This is a genomic window from Anaerozeibacter quisquiliarum (genome assembly GCF_051162045.1).
Classification (GTDB): domain Bacteria; phylum Bacillota; class Clostridia; order Christensenellales; family Aristaeellaceae; genus Anaerozeibacter; species Anaerozeibacter quisquiliarum.
The window spans coordinates 148,246-164,100 of the sequence record NZ_JBISDI010000001.1 but is presented as its reverse complement, the minus strand read 5'-3'; the positions used below and the strand labels follow the sequence as shown (position 1 = coordinate 164,100).

Sequence of the window (15,855 nt, the reverse complement as noted above, 5' to 3'; positions counted from 1 at the left end):
CGAAAAATCCACTCGCCTGATGAGCGCATGAACGGTTTCGATTGGCATGAGCCCTCCCCGTTATTGTGATGGCATGATGCTTCGTGCCGCGGTTCGATTTGCCCTATTGGAAGTCCGACGGATCTGCGCCGTAGGACGACATGTTCCCGTCCGTGACGCCCCCCAGCGTGATCGTGTGGTAGTAGTTGCCGCCAAGCACCTCAAACGCCTCGGTACGGCTGTAGGAACCGGCGTCGCCGAACAGCGCTTTCTCGCCGTACCAGGTCGCGCCGCTGGCGACCAGGATATGGTATTGCCCCTTGGGAACGCGCACCGTGCAGGACTTGCCGGAGCGGATGAAGCCTGTGACGGCCACCTCGCCGGTATCGTCGTGGCGAAGCTGGATATAGCGCCCTTTTTGGTCGTCCGGCGCTTTGACGATGACCTTGGTGCCCTTCGTGGAGCCGCTGACGCGGCCGCTCTTGGGGAATTCCTGCGCCGGAACGTCGGGCAAACCGTATACTTGATCGGCCAGCGCGTCGAGCGCTTCGTCGAAGGCGTATCGTTTCAAGTAGGCGTCGTAGTCGCCGACTTCGTCCTGCGCGAGGTCGTCGATGTCCAGCGTCAGCGTGAATTCCTCGTCGGGCTTTTTCCGAACCTCCGCCGCGCGCGCCGCCAGCGCGCTCAGAAACGCTTCCCGTATGGCGGCCGATTCGCTCTGATTGGCGCCGGACACCTTGGCGAAGGCCGCGTAGGCATTGGTGCGCGCCGCTTCGAGCAGCTTTTCGGGGTTCGCCCCGCTGCAGCGCAGCGACAGCGCGTGCGGGCCGCCGGCGACCGACAGCGATTGCTTGGCCTGCGCCCGGAACAGCGGCGCGCGTTCGGCGTCGGCATCTTCGTGTGCGGGGAAGAGGTAATCCGCGATGGCGATGCGCACCGCCTTCTGATCGAACGCCGTTTTCGCAGCCGATGCCGCCTTTCCCACCGCGTCCCGAATGGTTTCCTTCGCGTCCGCCCCGATCGCGCCGTCCTCGAGCGCCAGCTTTACCTCCAGGTCATAGGCCCTGACGTTGCTCAGCAGGCCGTCCAGGTAGGCCTTCTTGCCGGCATCGTAGTTCCCCAGCCGATCCAACCCGGGATTGAAGGAGCGCAACAGGAACGACAGCGCTTGCCCGTCGCCGGTCACGGTTTGCGCGCCCGCCTGGTAAATCGCCAGCCGCCACGGGTCGGCGGCTTCCGATTGCGCCAGTTCGGACAGCAGATTGGAGACGGCCTCCGTCATATCGGCGGCCGGTTCCGCAGTCGGCGCGGCTTCGGGTGCGGGCGCGTCAGCGGCCGGCGCCGCTTCGGCCGCCACACGCATCTCTACGCGCGTGTCGTCGTCGTAGCTGTACGCGTAGATCGTCTCGGGGTATAGTGCCGTATCGAACGAGAAGGTGGCCCGGCCGTTCTTGACCGACAGGTTCGACCATTTGTAGGTCGTCCCGCCCGCCAGCATCTCCAGCTGGATGTGGGCGATGGTCTTGCCGCTGCGGATGTGCAATGCTTCGCCGAAGCCGTCGATGGTGATCGAGCGGTTGCCGTTGTCGTCCAGAGCGATATCGGTCACGCGGATGTCGTATGCCGTGCCCTCAAAGGTGACGCTCGCATGCTCTGGGAGGGCCGGCTTGGACTGGTCGTCGTGAAATGCAGTCGGCTCGTTTGACGCTTCCACACGCCGGCAGGGGATGGTGTACTCGAACACCCGACCGCTTTTGAAGGTGGTGCGGACATCCAGCGTCAGCGCGCCGTCGGCGTATTGATACCCGCCTTCGCAGGTGACGATGCCCAGCTTGTTGTCTGCCGGGATGTCCACGGTGAAGGTTTCCGACGCGGCGCTCAGCGCGACATCGTAGCTCTCCGTATACCCGTTCTGCTCAAAGGTATAAAGGCCCGTGCCGTCCGCGTTGACTGTGAAAGACAGGTCGATATTGCCTGTGCTGCCCACCCAGTCGCCGGCAAACGCCTGGAGGGCATCGGTTTCCTCGCTCATCCCACCCGGTTCTTCCGCGGGTGCCGCCGCGGGTTCCGGCTGCGCACCCGCTTCGGCGATCGGATACGCCGTGCCGCGGGCCTCGAACGCCGCCTTTGCATCGTCCGACAGCGCGAACAGCTTTTCGCCGTCGTCGGTGCGGACGGCCAGCACGCATTCGTTGAGCAGCACGCCGTCCGAGAGGCCGAAATACAGCTCGTAGGGATTGCCCAGGTTATCGGCGTTTGAGTAGACGTGCACCTCCCGGCCGTCGGGTTGCAGCAGCCATGTGTTCGAGTACAGCTGCGCGTTGGCGTCCTTGGCCTGCGCGGCGGGAACCGTGTAGGAAAACGCGACCGCATGGCCTTCGTGGCCGTCCAGCCGGTTGGGCAGCGCAAGGGCCGGCGCATCATCGAGTCGACAGACGGTGTATACCACGCCGCCCACCGTAAAGGCGACGTCGCCCTCCGCGTGGGCCGGGACGGTCTCGGCGTCATCCGCAAAAACAAGCGTCCGCGCTTGCCCATTGAAGATAAGGCGATGATCCTCCAAGGCACCGGCCTTGGGAATGGCGATGATGAGGTTGACGGTCATCAACCCATCCTCGCCGTCCATCTGCGTGACCGCGCCGGGCTTGAATAGCCCTTCCGCGCTCAGGAGGAAAAACTCGGAGGAGATTTCCGCGCCTTTTGCTTTCAGATCGTCGAGAAACGCGGGCGGCATGGAGAGCGAAATCATCACCGCGCGCTGCTCATCCGTCATGCCCGCCGGGGCGAACATGGGCTTCTCGTTGACCGACGCAATCGAAATCCGCCCAAAGTCGCTGTCAAACGGCACGGACGCATCCAGCGTTTCAATTTCCCTCTTCGTAAACCCGGTTTCCGCGTGGGCGCAAGCGCCTACGAATAGTACCGCCGTAAGGATCGTTGATAGGAATATCCTCATCCGCCGCATGTCTGTATCCTCCCATTTCTATATATTATTGTCCGTTGTTTTGGGCCGAAAACGAATCACATGTCGCGCGCAATCGCCTAACGACATCCTGCAATATGCTGATTACGTTCGCACGATTGCCTACCGCCTTTTGCCCGTCTTCCCACAGCTTGTCAAAATGCGCCTGAAACTCCCGCAACAGCATGAGCTGGTCGGAGTGTATCATCACCGGCTCGCGCCCCTGCCAGTGGTTGATGCCAATGCTTTGGTTCTGCTTAATATGCCAACAGTTGTTCTGATGCAGTATAGACAGGTCGTCCAGAATCAGCAGATTGAAATTCGGCTCGTGCTCCAAGTAATCGATGTAGCCTGTCAGAATTGCGGCGCAGCCCTCCGCGTCAAGGTCTATGTAGCCCAGTTCCATGAAATACAGCCCGGCCATCCGGCAGGAGCCGCGCAGAGCGATATCGTTCAGACGCGTGAGGGAAATGATCTCGCGGTAGGGGGAGCCGGCCTTCAGCACGGCGTCCATGCCGTTTTTGAAGCGCACAAACTCGGCGCTGCGCCAAGCATATTCCGCCTGTGCATGTCCGCGCGTTCGCAGAAATCGGTCATAGGCTTTCGGCTTCATATAAAGGGGATTCAAACTGTCCTTGACGATATCCAGCGCGCCGGGCGTGCAGAACTCCATATAGAGGATTTCCAGGATGTTTCGGGAGAAGTTGTCGTTGTAAATATTCAAAATGGGCTGCGCGTAGCGGGCCGCGGCGGCGAAGCTATCCTGCATTTCCCGCACAAAGTCCGCGTTGCGGATCACCGTGGCGATGGGCGGAGCGGCGGCCCCGGCCGTTTCCGTCACCAGCATGGCATAGCCATTTTGCATGAGGATATGCATGGAGCTGGTGACGGTCTGTGTCATGCCATGCACCACCGACAGCTTCACATGGCCGGAGATGAGCGTGCTCATGTAGCTGTCCAACAGCTTTGACATGGCCCGCGTATCGCCGGAAACGCAGACCACCATATTGACGTACAGGCCGTTTTCCGCGATCATCCGGCACACAAGCGCGGATACATCCTCGTTCGTCACCGTGGTCAGCCGGTCGTTGGAGAGAAAGATGTTCACCGCCTCGCCCTTTTTCAGCGCGGCGAGCGCGGGGCGCAGGGCAAATACGATTTCCACGAGGCCGATCTTCACGTCGCTTTGCGCCGATGACGCCTCCGGCGCTGTCTGTTTCGGCGCGCGCGGAGCGCCGCCCGCGATGTCGCTGGGAAGGGAAGCGCCCAGATTCCTGCGCAGCTTCTTCCCGTCCGTCGCCAGCCACATGATCAGGTTTTGCTTGAAGCGATAGACGGTTGAGATATCGGTTGGCAGTCCCGCCGCCTGAAACTGCGCCTTGAGCCAGTCCATATCCGCCACCCGCCGACTTTGAACAAGGATATGATCGGCAAGCGCCTCCATCTGCGGGCTGGCGGCCGGCAGCCGCCGTTGCCCGGATAGAATACGGCTCACGGAGGAGGGATCAACGCCGATGGCCTTGGCCACCGCGAGGTTGGTCAGTCCAAGGTGTTCGAGGACGGATTTCAGGTTGTGGTTTGGCTCGCGCATGGATGGGCCCCTTTCGTTTTTTGAAGCATTTCACAGCCGAAAGCGGCTTATTGACGTTGGAAGGAGACCGCTGCGATGTCAAAGGGCACATCTGCGGATGAAGCGCCGGAACCCGGCGAACCGGAATAATGGTAGACATAGGCCAGCACACAGGAAGCCGTATCGCCTGTAACGACGAAATCTGTGATTTGCGTCTTTCCCAGGTTGATGGCGGAAGCGTTCTCACCGACATCGTAGAGACCGCTGTACATTCCCGTAACGGAACCGCCCGTCAGCTGCGTTACGGTGTTGCCGGATTTAATCTTGATGGACAAATCCGCAATGTAGACTGTCAGATCATGTATCTGTGTGCCATCGGCAGATAAGATAAACGCAGCGTACAACTTGTTTGCCTGTGAGACATTTGCCGCGCCGATATATACGCTCTCGCCATCTGCCGGGGCCGGCAGTTTAAACCCCCGCCGCTCTATCTCGGCGGCGGTTGGCGGCTGGATGGCGGGCCTTGCGGTCGGGGCCCCCACAAGGGAGTAATTCTCCAGCATAATCGTGGCGACATCAAACGGAAGGCTGATGGGCGTGCCCGTATGGGCGTCCGTGTGCCGATACACATAGGCCAGCGTGCAGGAGGCCGTGTCGCCCGTAATGGCCAGATCATCGATCTGCGTCTCGCCTAAATCGATATCGATTGCCGTTTGGCCAACGGACAATGATCCGCTTGTCTTTTCGGTGATAGAACCGCCTGTCAATCGCGTAACGCCGCCGCCGCTTTTGTATTCAATTGCGATGCCCTCCGAATGAATCGTCAGGTCATGGAGCGTTGTACCATCTGCGGATACGACGAATGCCATGTACATCCGCTTGGCCTGCGACACATGCGCTTCGCCAATATACAACCTTTCTCCCTCGGCGGGAGCAGGCCAGCTAAAGCCTTTGGCGGCGACGGTTGGCGGCTCAAGGGGTTTCGTAACGCCTGCAACCGCGGCGTTCTCAGCGCGCGCCTGTGAAAATGCGAAGGATGCCATCACTGCGATGACCATGAGGACTGGAATCAACTTCTTCATTCTCGGTTCCTTCCCTTCATCCATCGGATTGCCGCCTTTGCCGAAGCGGCATTTCAGCCGCATGGGCAGACCTGCTTTTGCAAGATTGTTCCATCCGGAACGATCTTGATGTGCCTATATCGATAGAGCTTGGCGGCGCCGGCTTGTTCCGGCTCCGTACCGCCATGACGCACGTTGCGGCCGGGGGAAAGACGCCGCCTGATGGATGCGGGCATGGTTCCGGTTGGCCTTAGCTCGCTTCCAGCAATCGGGCGATATTCGTAAGCGCATTTTCCGGCAGAAACCTGCCGGTATTGCTGCCGAAGCGGTTGATCGTCGAGGGCGGCGCTTCATAGGCGGCGGCGTAGGGCGCGTACATCGCGCCGCGCGCGAGATCGACGACGGCGACCATCGTCGATGTGCCAAACGCCAGCACGCCGTTGGTATAACGGCCCACCAGCTTGCCAACGCGATACACGATGACGGCTGTATCCGCCTCGTCCATGCTCGCAGCCAACCGGTCACGGGGCAGCCCGTAAAAAGCCTCGCCGGACAGCATACTTTCCAGGGAGGTCTTAAAGGTTGAGCTGTCATGGATTAGCACTGCGATTTTCCTGCCCAGCACCGGATCGCCGGGAAGCTCCGGCATCTTTTTATCGTCAATTTGGCGATAGAGGCCATACAGCGCCACATCGGCAGAGATCTGGCGCACACGCGGGATGGCTTCTTCGTCAAGCCCCGCCGCTTCGTCCAAGTCTGCCACGGACGCGCCGTTGAGCGTCGCCTGTGGATTGGCGACCTTGAGCGCGGCGATGAGTTGGCCGGCAAATTCCTCCTGCGGAATCACAGGTTGCCCGTCCAGGGTGATGACGACGGTCGACAACGATTCCGGCAGGCAAATGCCGCGCGACAGGTAGGCGTTACAGCCCTTCGCGGAGGAAAACGCGAGCGTCCATGATGTAAGACCGGGCGCGTATATGCCGATTTGGGCGACATCGACCGCCTGATCCGCCGTTTCGAATCGCGAGGTGAGCGTGTGCAGCGCCTCGGCGTCGTCGCCGTTGAATATGTTTGCCTGGCTGTCAAGCTCCGTCAGGTTTTCGATCGTTTTTACCGATGTGCCTATGCTGCTGCTCAGTGCCGGCACATCCAGCGCGAGCGAGCCAAAGGAGAAGCGCAGCAGGAAGGGGATATAGATGTCACGGTCGCCGGAGATTCTCAGACGGACGTCCTTGCCGTTGAACGTGTCGGCGTACTGCGTATAGAGCGCGTCGGCTTCTTCTTGCGTGTTGATTTCCAGAGCGATACCGCCGCTTTCCGCAGCGAACGCGGGCAGCGCGCCCAACGCGAGCACGAGTGACAGCGCGATGGCAAATGGCTTTTTCATCGAATTGCCTCCTTGTCTAGCCTTTCCGGAACGATCGACGGCAAGCATTTCAGGTCAAAGGTCGAGGCCCAGTTTCCGGTAGAGGTACGGGTCGATGATATTGCCGATGAGAAACGCGATGCCCAGCAGGAAGAACACGAAACTGACGAGGTTCAGCCACCTGACTACGCGTATCGCGGACTTCTGCGTTGTTTCACCACCCCGATAGACCCTGTACGCCCAGCGCCCAATGACGATGAGATAGACGCAGACGAGCACGCCCCAAATCGCGCCGTTCCAGTTGGTGTTGCCTCTATCGTTCATCGCCGCGCCGCCCATGCCGAGCAAGAACAGCCAACCGAGGGTTTGGCTGATGAGGGCGATGGCCTTGTGGAAATTCGCCTGAAACTTGGTCACAAAGCGGGATTGCTTGCTTTCCATTGTGTTTTCTCCCTTCATTCGTTGAGCAAATCGCATTGCGCTTTTGTCATTGCCAATAGCATACCAAATCCAAAACGAAAATTGGTGAGCTGTCGGCCCACTATCGCGACTTTTTTCCCTTGCCTGCTCGAATACAATAGAAAAGCCCACGCCGCCCATATGCGCCTTCGCCCGTGTACGCATGTCTTTAGCTCCGCGCGGCCGAGCGCGGCGTGGGGATCGTCCGCAGCGCCGACAGATCGCCGATGGCGGCTTGCCTGAGGTCCCAAGAAGCCAGTCTGGCAAAGTGCCCGAGTCCGTCCGGCGCGTTCATGATGCCGATTGGTAGAGGATGAACGGCGCTGCGCGCCGCCCAGACCATTGACAAACCCAGCGCCGCTCTCTCGCACGCTGGGTTTGTCAATGGTCTGCCGGTTGCCAAATGCGGCCGCTTGCGCGTTTGGGCCCGCATTCCCCGCGAAATCCCGGCGCCCTCGCCAGGGTTTTATGCAGTCTCAACCATTTGCGCGTTTATGATTTCGATTGGTATGATTGCGCGTCGGCCTTGAGGATTTCCGCGAGGACATCCGTGATGGAGAGGTCATACGCGGCCGCAATCCTTGCGACGTCGTCATACTCGGGCTTACGCTTCTGCGCGCCATAGCCCTGCGAGTATTTCATGCGGACGGAACCAAAGCGGGTCTCCAAGGTTTCGGCATGGGGCAGCATGGTATATCGCTCCTGTATGGTCTTGCGTACGCCGAGGGTGGTGGTGTGCTTGAGCATCAGGCGGGCAAACGCCTCCGCGTTGGGCTCGTTGCACAGACAGGTCAGCAGGACGCCGGGGCGGTTCTTCTTCATGAAGATCGGCGTCGTGAAGGCGTCCAGCGCGCCGTTTTCAAGGAGCAAGTTCACCGCGTAGCCAATCGCCTCCGGCGACATATCGTCCAGATTGCACTGGATTTCGGCAATGCGGGGCAGTTCCGCCTGCGTATCCCCCCAGAAGGCCCGGACGCAGTTGGCCACGGGGAAGTCCTTTTTGCCCATGCCGCAGCTGATTTTCTCCGTCGCCATGAGCTGCATGGGTTTGAACTCGCGCACAAAGTGCCTCAGCAGCGCCGCGCCCGTGGGCGTACACAGCTCGCCCTCGACACCGCCCGCATAGATGGGTACGCCGCGCAGAATCGATGCCGTCGCGGGGGCGGGAACGGGCAGAACGCCGTGCGCGCAGCGCACATGACCGTAACCGGTGTTGATCGGCGACGCGACGACCTTATCCGGCGCGAGGCGCTCCATCAGCAGCGCCACGCCCACGATGTCGGCCACCGCGTCCAGCGCGCCCACCTCATGAAAGTGAATCTGCTCCACGGGCTTTCCGTGCGCCTCGGATTCGGCCTGAGCGATGCGCGCGTACACGGCCAGCGCGTCCCGCTTCACCGCGTCAGACACCGGCAGACCACCGAGGATATGTTCGATCTCGCGTATGCCGGTATGGGAATGGCCGTGCGGGTGATCGTGGACATGAGGATGGTCATGCCCGTGGTCGTGGGGATGATCGTGGTCGTGGGGATGATCGTGGTCGTGGCCGTGATCGTGCGCATGGCCGTGGTGGTCGAGGCTCTCCTCCTCCTCGCCGCGCACGGTCACGGACATGTGCGTGCCGGTGATTCCGCATTTAACCGAGGGCTCCATGCGCACCCGCACGCCGGGCAGCCCCAGCGCGTTCATCTCCCGCACAAACTCCTCCGGATTTTCCAGGAGACCGACCAGCGCGCCCATCAGCATATCGCCCGACGCGCCCATGGCGCATTCGAGATACAAGAGTTTCATCGCGTGATTCCCTCCATTGTGTTGATCCTGTGTGCGAGGAAGCCCGCGCCGAAGCCGTTGTCGATATTCACCACGCTCACGCCGCTGGCACAGGAATTGAGCATGGACAGCAGCGCCGCCACGCCGTGGAAGCTGGCGCCGTAGCCGATGCTGGTGGGCACGGCGATGACGGGGCAGTCCACCAATCCGCCGACGACGCTGGCCAGCGCGCCTTCCATGCCGGCGATGGCGACGACCACGCGCGCGCCAAGCAGTTCGTCCAGATGCGCAAGCAGCCGGTGGAGTCCGGCAACGCCCACATCATACAGCCGAACCACGCGGCTTCCCAGCGCCTCGGCAGTCAGCGCGGCCTCCTCGGCCACCGGCATATCGCTGGTGCCGCCGGTGGCGACGACGATGCCGCCGCGGCGCTCCTGCTCCTGCGGCGCGGCGATGGCGATGCGCGAGACCGGGTCATAGGCGGCATCCACCTCGGCGCAGACCGCTTCGGCCTTTTCGGGTGTCAGTCGGGTAATGAGTATGTTGCGCCTGCCGTCCCCGATCAGGCGCTGAGCAATGCCGATGATCTGCTCGCTCGTCTTGCCCGCGCCATAGATCACCTCGCCCGCCCCCTGGCGAATCACCCGGTGGTGGTCGATCTTCGCGTAGCCGAGATCCTCGAAGGGCTGCGCCTTGAGGCGGACCAGCGCCTCCTCGGGCGACAGCTCGCCGCTTTGTACGCGCTTTAAGAGCACAAGCGTGTCCATTTTGACTACCTCGCCTTCAAATCCAGCAATACCGCTTCGAAGTCGGCGCACAGCGCGGACAGGATTTCGCCGCGCCGTTGCAGCGCTGCCGCCATCTGGCCCTCGGGGAGTTGCAGCCGCGCGGCCCCTGCGAATACCCGCACGCGCAGGTCAGAAAAACCCATCGCGCGCAGCGCGTCCTCCGCCCGCTCGACCTTGTGAAGCGCTTGCGCCTCGATCGCCACGCCGGTCGGGATGCGCGTGGCCAGGCAGGCGTTGGCCGGTTTGTCCCAGGTAAACAGCCCTGCCTCGCGGGAGCGCGCGCGGATCTCCGGCTTGGAGAGCCCGGCCTCGCGCAGCGGCGAACGCACCTTGAGCTCTCGCAGCGCCCGCATGCCGGGGCGGTCGGACACGTCGTCGGAGGCGTTGGTGCCATCGACGACCAGCGCATACCCGTCGCGCCGCGCGGCGTCCAGGATCTCGGCAAACAGCGCGCGCTTGCAGAAGTAACAGCGGTCGGCCGGGTTTTTGCGCACCGCTTCGTTCGCAAGGATGTCCTTTTCGATTACGCACAGTTCGACGCCCAAATCGGCGGCGAGCCTGCGCACGTCCGCCAGCTCAACCGCGCTCTGGAACTGGGTGTGCAAATAATAGGGACGCACGTCGCAGCCCGCCTTGACGGCGGCATGGAGCAGGTATGCCGAATCGACGCCGCCGGAGAAGGCCAGCGCCATCCTTGGATATTCCTCGAAGAATTTGCCCAGGCGCTCCACCGCCTCGTTCATTGTATCATCTCCCGCATGATGTCCAAAATCTCGGCAATCGCCTCGTCCAGCGTCTGCCTTCTCGTGCCCGCGACGTGGATATTGCAGCGCTCGGAGGGAATCAGCAGCTTCTGCGCGGGCGAATCCGCAACCGCGCGGGCAATTTCCGCGGAAACTTCGCCGAGCAGGGCGTTGGCCAGCACGATGCCGATCGGCCCTGCGATGACGTCGGCCGTCCTGCATTGCGCGCGGATGGCGTTTTCGCCGGTCGCGCCCTGATGCGCGCCCGCCCGGAGCATCGCCGCCGTTGCGAGGGCGTTTGTTCCCAGTGCGATCAGCGTCGCCTCCGGCAGCACCTTTGACGCCCGCTCTACAATCGCCCGGCCAATCCCGCCGCCCTGGCCGTCGATCACCAGTATTTTCATAGTCTTCCTCCGTTTGAATTTCCTCCGCAAGCGCCGCCGCCAACAAAAACAGGCGCGCACAGGTCAAAACCGCTTCTGCGGCCTCGGCTCTGCCGTGCCTTCATAACACAATCTGCATAGGGTGGAATCCGTGCGCCCGGCTTCAGCTGAACCTGGATTCTCAAGAACCCGCTATCAAGTATCATACCATTGTGCCCACCGGAAAGTCAACAGTATTGCAGAGAAAACGCGCTTGAAGCGACCCTGCCAACGGGCGGCGCCGATTGACAAATTCGCAGGCGCACTGTATGATATAACGTATGCGTTTGGCAAAGGAGCGGGTGGCATGGCGAGACGCAGGGGCGGGGATTTCAAGCGGAAGGGCGCGGCGGTCGCCTTCTTTGTGTTGGCTCTGGCCGCGCTCGTGGTGGCGACCTACGTCGGCATCGGCATGCTGACGCGCTACGACTACACCGACGTCTTGCCCGAGGACGCACCGCTGCGCGCGCGCTTTCCGGAGGACGGCGATTATTCGATTCCCGAACCCACGCCCAGGCCCGCGCCCGTCGTCACACCCACGCCGCTGCCCACGCGCATGCCGCCGCCCGCCAGCACGCCGATGCCGCTGTCGATGTACTCTGTGCAAAACGCGCGCATGATGATGCCCAAGGATGCAAGTGCCGCGGGCGAGGGGCAGCTGACCTCGATCCAGGTGAGCGAGGCCGACGGACAGCGCTCGGTGGTGGTGACCGGCTGGGCCTTCCTCGACGGCTTCGACGCCCAGCACAGCCGCATCTACCTGGTGACATCGCCCCGCTCGAGCAGCGGACAGCGGTTTTACGAGGCGCAGGTGCTGCCCGGCTCAAGCGGTGTGCAGCATCCGCCCGAGCGCGGAGAGAACCTCGAGCGCGCCGATTTCCGCGCGGTGTTCTCGGTGCGCGCCTACGAGGACGGCCCCTACAAGCTGGGCATGCTGGTGGTGAACCGCGACGGGCGCGAGGCGGTGAACGGCTATTTCGAGGCCGGGGCCGGATGCCAATTGACCGTAAAGGCGGGGGCGGTGGCCGGCGTTGGATAGCGGAAGGAAACTGATGCGCGCGTGTTCGCGGGGCCAGTTGCTGCGCTACTTGGCGGCGGTGGCCGCGATGGCCGGAGCGGTGTGCGCCGGCTTTTTAACGCCGCTCCTGCTCGGCGAGACCATCGACGCGGTGATCGGCAGCGTACGTCCGCTGCGGCTGCCGGGCGCGCTGGGCGCGTGGGTGGAACGCCTGGGCGGCCGCGGTTTTCTCATGTCAAATTTGTGGATCGCGGCGCTCTTGCTGGTTGGGCTGAGCGCGTTCGGCGGGCTGTGCCAATACCTGCGCGCGAAATGGTCGGCCGAGGCCAGCGAGACCATCGCCGAGGGGATGCGCAACCGCTTATACGATCACTTGCAGCGCTTGCCCTACGCCTATCACGTCAAGGCGCAGACCGGCGACCTGATCCAGCGCGCCACCTCCGACGTGGAGACGGTGCGCAAGTTCCTGTCCACGCAGCTGGTCGAAATTTTCCGTACGCTGCTGATGCTGCTGGCGTCGGCTGCGGTCATGCTGAGCATCAACGCCCAACTGACGCTTGCGTCGGTGGTGCTGTTGCCGCCGCTGTTCGCGCTGGCGTTCTGGTTCTTCCACCGGGTGCGCAAGTACTTCACCCGCGTGGACGAGGCCGAGGGCAGGATGAGCGCGATTCTGCAGGAGAATCTCGGCGGCGCACGGGTGGTGCGCGCGTTCGGCCGCCAACGGCATGAGGTCGAGAAATTCCGCGCCGCCAACGGCAAACTGTACGAAGAGTCGAAGAAGCTGGCCGACCTGATGGCGGCGTTCTGGTCGTCGGGCGACATGATCAGCATGCTTCAAACCGCCCTCACGCTGGTGTACGGCATCGCGCTGGCGGCGGAGGGCCAGCTCACGGTAGGCGAGATCACCGTGTTCGTCAGCTATGTGTCGATGCTGACCTGGCCGGTGCGCCAGCTCGGGCGCATCCTGTCCGACCTCGGCAAGGCGATGGTGTCGCTCAAGCGCATCGGCGAGGTGATGGACGAGCCGCCCGAAGCCGCCGAGCCGGACGCGCTGACGCCGAACCTGGGCGGCGACGTGGTGTTCGAGGACGTGCATTTCGGCTACGACCGGGGCCAGGGCGTGCTGTGCGGCGTGAGTTTTTGCGCGAAGGCCGGCCATACGGTAGCGATCTTGGGCGGCACCGGCGGCGGAAAGTCGACGATGATGCTGATGCTGCAGCGGCTGTACGAGCCGGACGAGGGGCGCATCACAATCGGCGGCGTGGACATCCGCAAGATCGACAAGCGCCACCTGCGCTCGCGCGTGGGGCTGATCTTGCAGGAGGCGTTCCTGTATTCGCGCACGCTCAAGGAAAATATCGCGTTCGCGCGTCCGGACGCCCAGTGGCCCGATGTGGTCGGGGCGGCGCGCGCCGCGCACGCCGAGGGCTTCATCGAGGACTTCGAGAAGGGCTACGACACGCTGGTGGGCGAGCGCGGCGTGACGCTCTCGGGCGGGCAGCGCCAGCGCGTGGCGATCGCGCGCACGCTGCTTAAGGACAGCGACATCCTGATCTTCGACGATTCGCTGTCGGCGGTCGACACCGAGACCGACGAGCGCATCCGCTCGGCGCTCAAGGCGCGCGCGGGCAGGGCCACCACCTTCATCATATCGCACCGCATCTCTACGCTCAGCGAGGCCGACTGGATCCTGGTGCTCGATCAGGGCCGGATCGCCGAGCAGGGCACCCACGCACAGCTGGTCGAGCGGGGCGGGCTGTACGCAAAAGTGTATTGGATCCAGAGCGCGCTCACGGAGGAACTCGATGCAAGCGTATGAGGAAGTCGACTACAGCAAAAAAGTGGACCTGGCCATATGGAAGCGGCTGCTCAGATACGCCCGGCCCTACTACGCCCAGCTGTGGGGCGTGGCGCTGTGCATGCTCGTGACCGCCGCGACCGACGTGCTGCTGCCGCTTTTGACGCGCGAGGCGATCGACGGCTTCATCGCGCGCGGCGTCACCCGGGGCATCGGTTGGTTCATCGCCAAGTACGCGCTGGTGATCGTCATGCAGACGCTGTCGATCGCCGGGTTCTGCTTCTTCGCGGGCCGGGTGGAGGTCGGTATGGTGCACAGGATTCGCGACATCGCGTTCGTGCATCTGCAGGAGCTGCCGTTTTCGTTCTACGACAGGACGCCGATCGGCTACCTGATCGCGCGCATGATCTCCGACGCGCAGCGGCTGGGCGACACGATCGGCTGGGGGCTGCTCGACCTGGTGTGGGGATCGAGCTACATCCTGATTACCGTGGGCGTGATGCTGGCGGTCGACTGGGCGCTGGCGATCGCCGTGCTCGTCGCGTTGCCGCTGATCGCGCTGGTGACCGCATTCTTCCAGCATCGGATCCTTTCGAGCTTCCGCGCCGTGCGCAAGGCCAACGCGCAGATCACCGGCGCGTTCAACGAGGGCATCATGGGCGCCAAGACCACCAAGACGCTTACGCGCGAGGCACAAAATTACAAGGAGTTCTCCGAACTGACCGGGCGCATGAAGGCTGCCTCGGTGCGCGCGGCCTGGCTGTCGGGGCTGTTCTTGCCGATCGTGATGTCGATCTCGTCGATGGCGGCGGCCTGGGTGCTGTGGCGCGGCGGGTACAAGGTGGCGGACGGCCACCTGACCTTCGGCACGCTGACGCTGTTCATGACGCTGTCCACGCAGATCTTCGACCCGATCAACAACCTGGCGCGGGTGTTCGCCGAACTGCAATCGTCGCAGTCGGCGGCCGAGCGCGTGATGGCGCTGATCGAGACCCCGAGCGACATCGTCGATTCGCCCGAGGTGGTGGAGCGCTACGGCGACAGCTTCGCGCCCAGGAAAGAAAACTGGCCCGAGATGGAGGGCGCGATCGAGTTCGAGGACGTGTCTTTCGGCTATAAGGGCGGCCAGGAGGTGCTCGAGCACTTCAGCCTGTCGGTCGCGCCCGGCCAGACGATCGCGCTGGTGGGGGAGACCGGCAGCGGCAAGAGCACGATCGTGAACCTGCTGTGCCGATTCTACGAGCCGACCGGCGGGCGCATCCTGATCGACGGCGTGGACTACAAGGCGCGCAGCCAGCTGTGGCTGATGTCGCACCTGGGCTACGTATTGCAGGAGCCGCACCTGTTCAGCGGCACGGTGCGCGACAACATCCGCTACGGGCGGCTGGACGCCACCGACCGCGAGGTGGAAGAAGCGGCCCTTAGGGTGGCGGCGCATCCGTTCATCGAGGCGCTCGAGAAGGGCTACGACACCGAGGTGGGCGAGGGCGGAGGCCGCCTGTCCACCGGCCAGAAGCAGTTGATCTCGTTTGCGCGGGCGCTGATCGCGAATCCGCGGCTGTTTGTGCTCGACGAGGCCACGAGCTCGGTCGATACCGAGACCGAGCGCGCGATTCAGCAGGCGATCGGCACGGTGCTTCACGGCCGCACCAGCTTCATCATCGCGCACCGGCTGTCCACGATCCGCACCGCCGACCGGATTCTGGTGATCGAGGACGGCAAGGTCATCGAGCAGGGCATCCACCGCGACCTGCTCGCGCGCAAGGGGCATTACTATCGGCTGTACGCGAACCAATTCCGCGAAGAGGCGGTCAAGGATGTTATGGGGTAGGGAGAACGTTGGGGGCTGTGCGCCCCGGCCCCGCCAAAGGGCTGCGCATTCCAGGTAAGCGTCGATGAAATCCCGCGCGGCGGCGGCT

General features: G+C 62.9%; 13 protein-coding genes. 3 read left to right on the top strand and 10 right to left on the bottom strand.

The features are described 5' to 3' along the window. Positions 1–103: 103 nt before the first annotated feature. The 10 genes from ACH6CV_RS00720 to ACH6CV_RS00675 form a co-directional block, all read right to left on the bottom strand. Complete coding sequence (locus tag ACH6CV_RS00720) at positions 104–2,944, bottom strand: hypothetical protein (protein WP_456356232.1); 2,841 nt, start codon at positions 2,942–2,944, stop codon at positions 104–106. Between the two features lie 25 nt (positions 2,945–2,969). After that, positions 2,970–4,532 carry a helix-turn-helix domain-containing protein gene (locus ACH6CV_RS00715; protein WP_456356231.1) on the bottom strand — a complete coding sequence of 521 codons (1,563 nt, stop codon included), beginning with the start codon at positions 4,530–4,532 and terminating at the stop codon, positions 2,970–2,972. 47 nt (positions 4,533–4,579) lie between these two features. Next, positions 4,580–5,593 (bottom strand): hypothetical protein, encoded by a 1,014-nt coding sequence (locus ACH6CV_RS00710; RefSeq protein WP_456356230.1) that lies wholly within the window; start codon positions 5,591–5,593, stop codon positions 4,580–4,582. 229 nt (positions 5,594–5,822) lie between these two features. Further along, on the bottom strand, positions 5,823–6,959 hold the full coding sequence (locus tag ACH6CV_RS00705; RefSeq protein ID WP_456356229.1) for a hypothetical protein: 1,137 nt from the start codon (positions 6,957–6,959) through the stop codon (positions 5,823–5,825). A 54-nt stretch (positions 6,960–7,013) separates the two neighbouring features. Then, positions 7,014–7,379 (bottom strand): hypothetical protein, encoded by a 366-nt coding sequence (locus ACH6CV_RS00700; RefSeq protein ID WP_456356228.1) that lies wholly within the window; start codon positions 7,377–7,379, stop codon positions 7,014–7,016. Between the two features lie 187 nt (positions 7,380–7,566). Continuing rightward, complete coding sequence (locus ACH6CV_RS00695) at positions 7,567–7,746, bottom strand: hypothetical protein (protein WP_456356227.1); 180 nt, start codon at positions 7,744–7,746, stop codon at positions 7,567–7,569. Positions 7,747–7,889: 143 nt separating this feature from the next. Then, a complete protein-coding gene (gene larC / locus ACH6CV_RS00690; protein WP_456356226.1) occupies positions 7,890–9,188 on the bottom strand; it encodes a nickel pincer cofactor biosynthesis protein LarC in 1,299 nt (432 codons plus the stop codon). Further along, on the bottom strand, positions 9,185–9,934 hold the full coding sequence (larB, locus tag ACH6CV_RS00685) for a nickel pincer cofactor biosynthesis protein LarB (protein WP_456356225.1): 750 nt from the start codon (positions 9,932–9,934) through the stop codon (positions 9,185–9,187). The genes larC and larB overlap by 4 nt, the downstream gene beginning before the upstream one ends. A 5-nt stretch (positions 9,935–9,939) precedes the next feature. Beyond that, complete coding sequence (larE, locus tag ACH6CV_RS00680; protein WP_456356224.1) at positions 9,940–10,698, bottom strand: ATP-dependent sacrificial sulfur transferase LarE; 759 nt, start codon at positions 10,696–10,698, stop codon at positions 9,940–9,942. Continuing rightward, entirely contained in the window at positions 10,695–11,102 is a 408-nt protein-coding gene (locus ACH6CV_RS00675) for a DUF3842 family protein (RefSeq protein WP_456356223.1), read from the bottom strand. The genes larE and ACH6CV_RS00675 overlap by 4 nt, the downstream gene beginning before the upstream one ends. Positions 11,103–11,427: 325 nt before the next feature. Here ACH6CV_RS00675 and ACH6CV_RS00670 point away from each other — a divergent pair, with 325 nt between their 5' ends. From ACH6CV_RS00670 to ACH6CV_RS00660, 3 genes are read left to right on the top strand one after another with little or no spacing between them, the layout of a single operon-like run. After that, positions 11,428–12,159, top strand: a complete 732-nt coding sequence (locus tag ACH6CV_RS00670) for a hypothetical protein (protein ID WP_456356222.1) — start codon at positions 11,428–11,430, stop codon at positions 12,157–12,159. A gap of 13 nt (positions 12,160–12,172) precedes the next feature. Further along, positions 12,173–13,957 carry an ABC transporter ATP-binding protein gene (locus ACH6CV_RS00665; protein WP_456356221.1) on the top strand — a complete coding sequence of 595 codons (1,785 nt, stop codon included), beginning with the start codon at positions 12,173–12,175 and terminating at the stop codon, positions 13,955–13,957. Then, entirely contained in the window at positions 13,944–15,767 is a 1,824-nt protein-coding gene (locus tag ACH6CV_RS00660) for an ABC transporter ATP-binding protein (RefSeq protein ID WP_456356220.1), read from the top strand. The genes ACH6CV_RS00665 and ACH6CV_RS00660 overlap by 14 nt, the downstream gene beginning before the upstream one ends. Positions 15,768–15,855: the final 88 nt, after the last annotated feature.

Bases quoted from the DNA above. Each gene is read 5' to 3' on its own strand.
- ACH6CV_RS00720 (WP_456356232.1), bottom strand. From the start codon at position 2,944: ATGCGGCGGATGAGGATATTCCTATCAACGATCCTTACGGCGGTACTA.
- ACH6CV_RS00715 (WP_456356231.1), bottom strand. From the start codon at position 4,532: ATGCGCGAGCCAAACCACAACCTGAAATCCGTCCTCGAACACCTTGGA.
- ACH6CV_RS00710 (WP_456356230.1), bottom strand. From the start codon at position 5,593: ATGAAGAAGTTGATTCCAGTCCTCATGGTCATCGCAGTGATGGCATCC.
- ACH6CV_RS00705 (WP_456356229.1), bottom strand. From the start codon at position 6,959: ATGAAAAAGCCATTTGCCATCGCGCTGTCACTCGTGCTCGCGTTGGGC.
- ACH6CV_RS00700 (WP_456356228.1), bottom strand. From the start codon at position 7,379: ATGGAAAGCAAGCAATCCCGCTTTGTGACCAAGTTTCAGGCGAATTTC.
- larC (WP_456356226.1), bottom strand. From the start codon at position 9,188: ATGAAACTCTTGTATCTCGAATGCGCCATGGGCGCGTCGGGCGATATG.
- larB (WP_456356225.1), bottom strand. From the start codon at position 9,934: ATGGACACGCTTGTGCTCTTAAAGCGCGTACAAAGCGGCGAGCTGTCG.
- larE (WP_456356224.1), bottom strand. From the start codon at position 10,698: ATGAACGAGGCGGTGGAGCGCCTGGGCAAATTCTTCGAGGAATATCCA.
- ACH6CV_RS00675 (WP_456356223.1), bottom strand. From the start codon at position 11,102: ATGAAAATACTGGTGATCGACGGCCAGGGCGGCGGGATTGGCCGGGCG.
- ACH6CV_RS00670 (WP_456356222.1), top strand. From the start codon at position 11,428: ATGGCGAGACGCAGGGGCGGGGATTTCAAGCGGAAGGGCGCGGCGGTC.
- ACH6CV_RS00665 (WP_456356221.1), top strand. From the start codon at position 12,173: ATGCGCGCGTGTTCGCGGGGCCAGTTGCTGCGCTACTTGGCGGCGGTG.
- ACH6CV_RS00660 (WP_456356220.1), top strand. From the start codon at position 13,944: ATGCAAGCGTATGAGGAAGTCGACTACAGCAAAAAAGTGGACCTGGCC.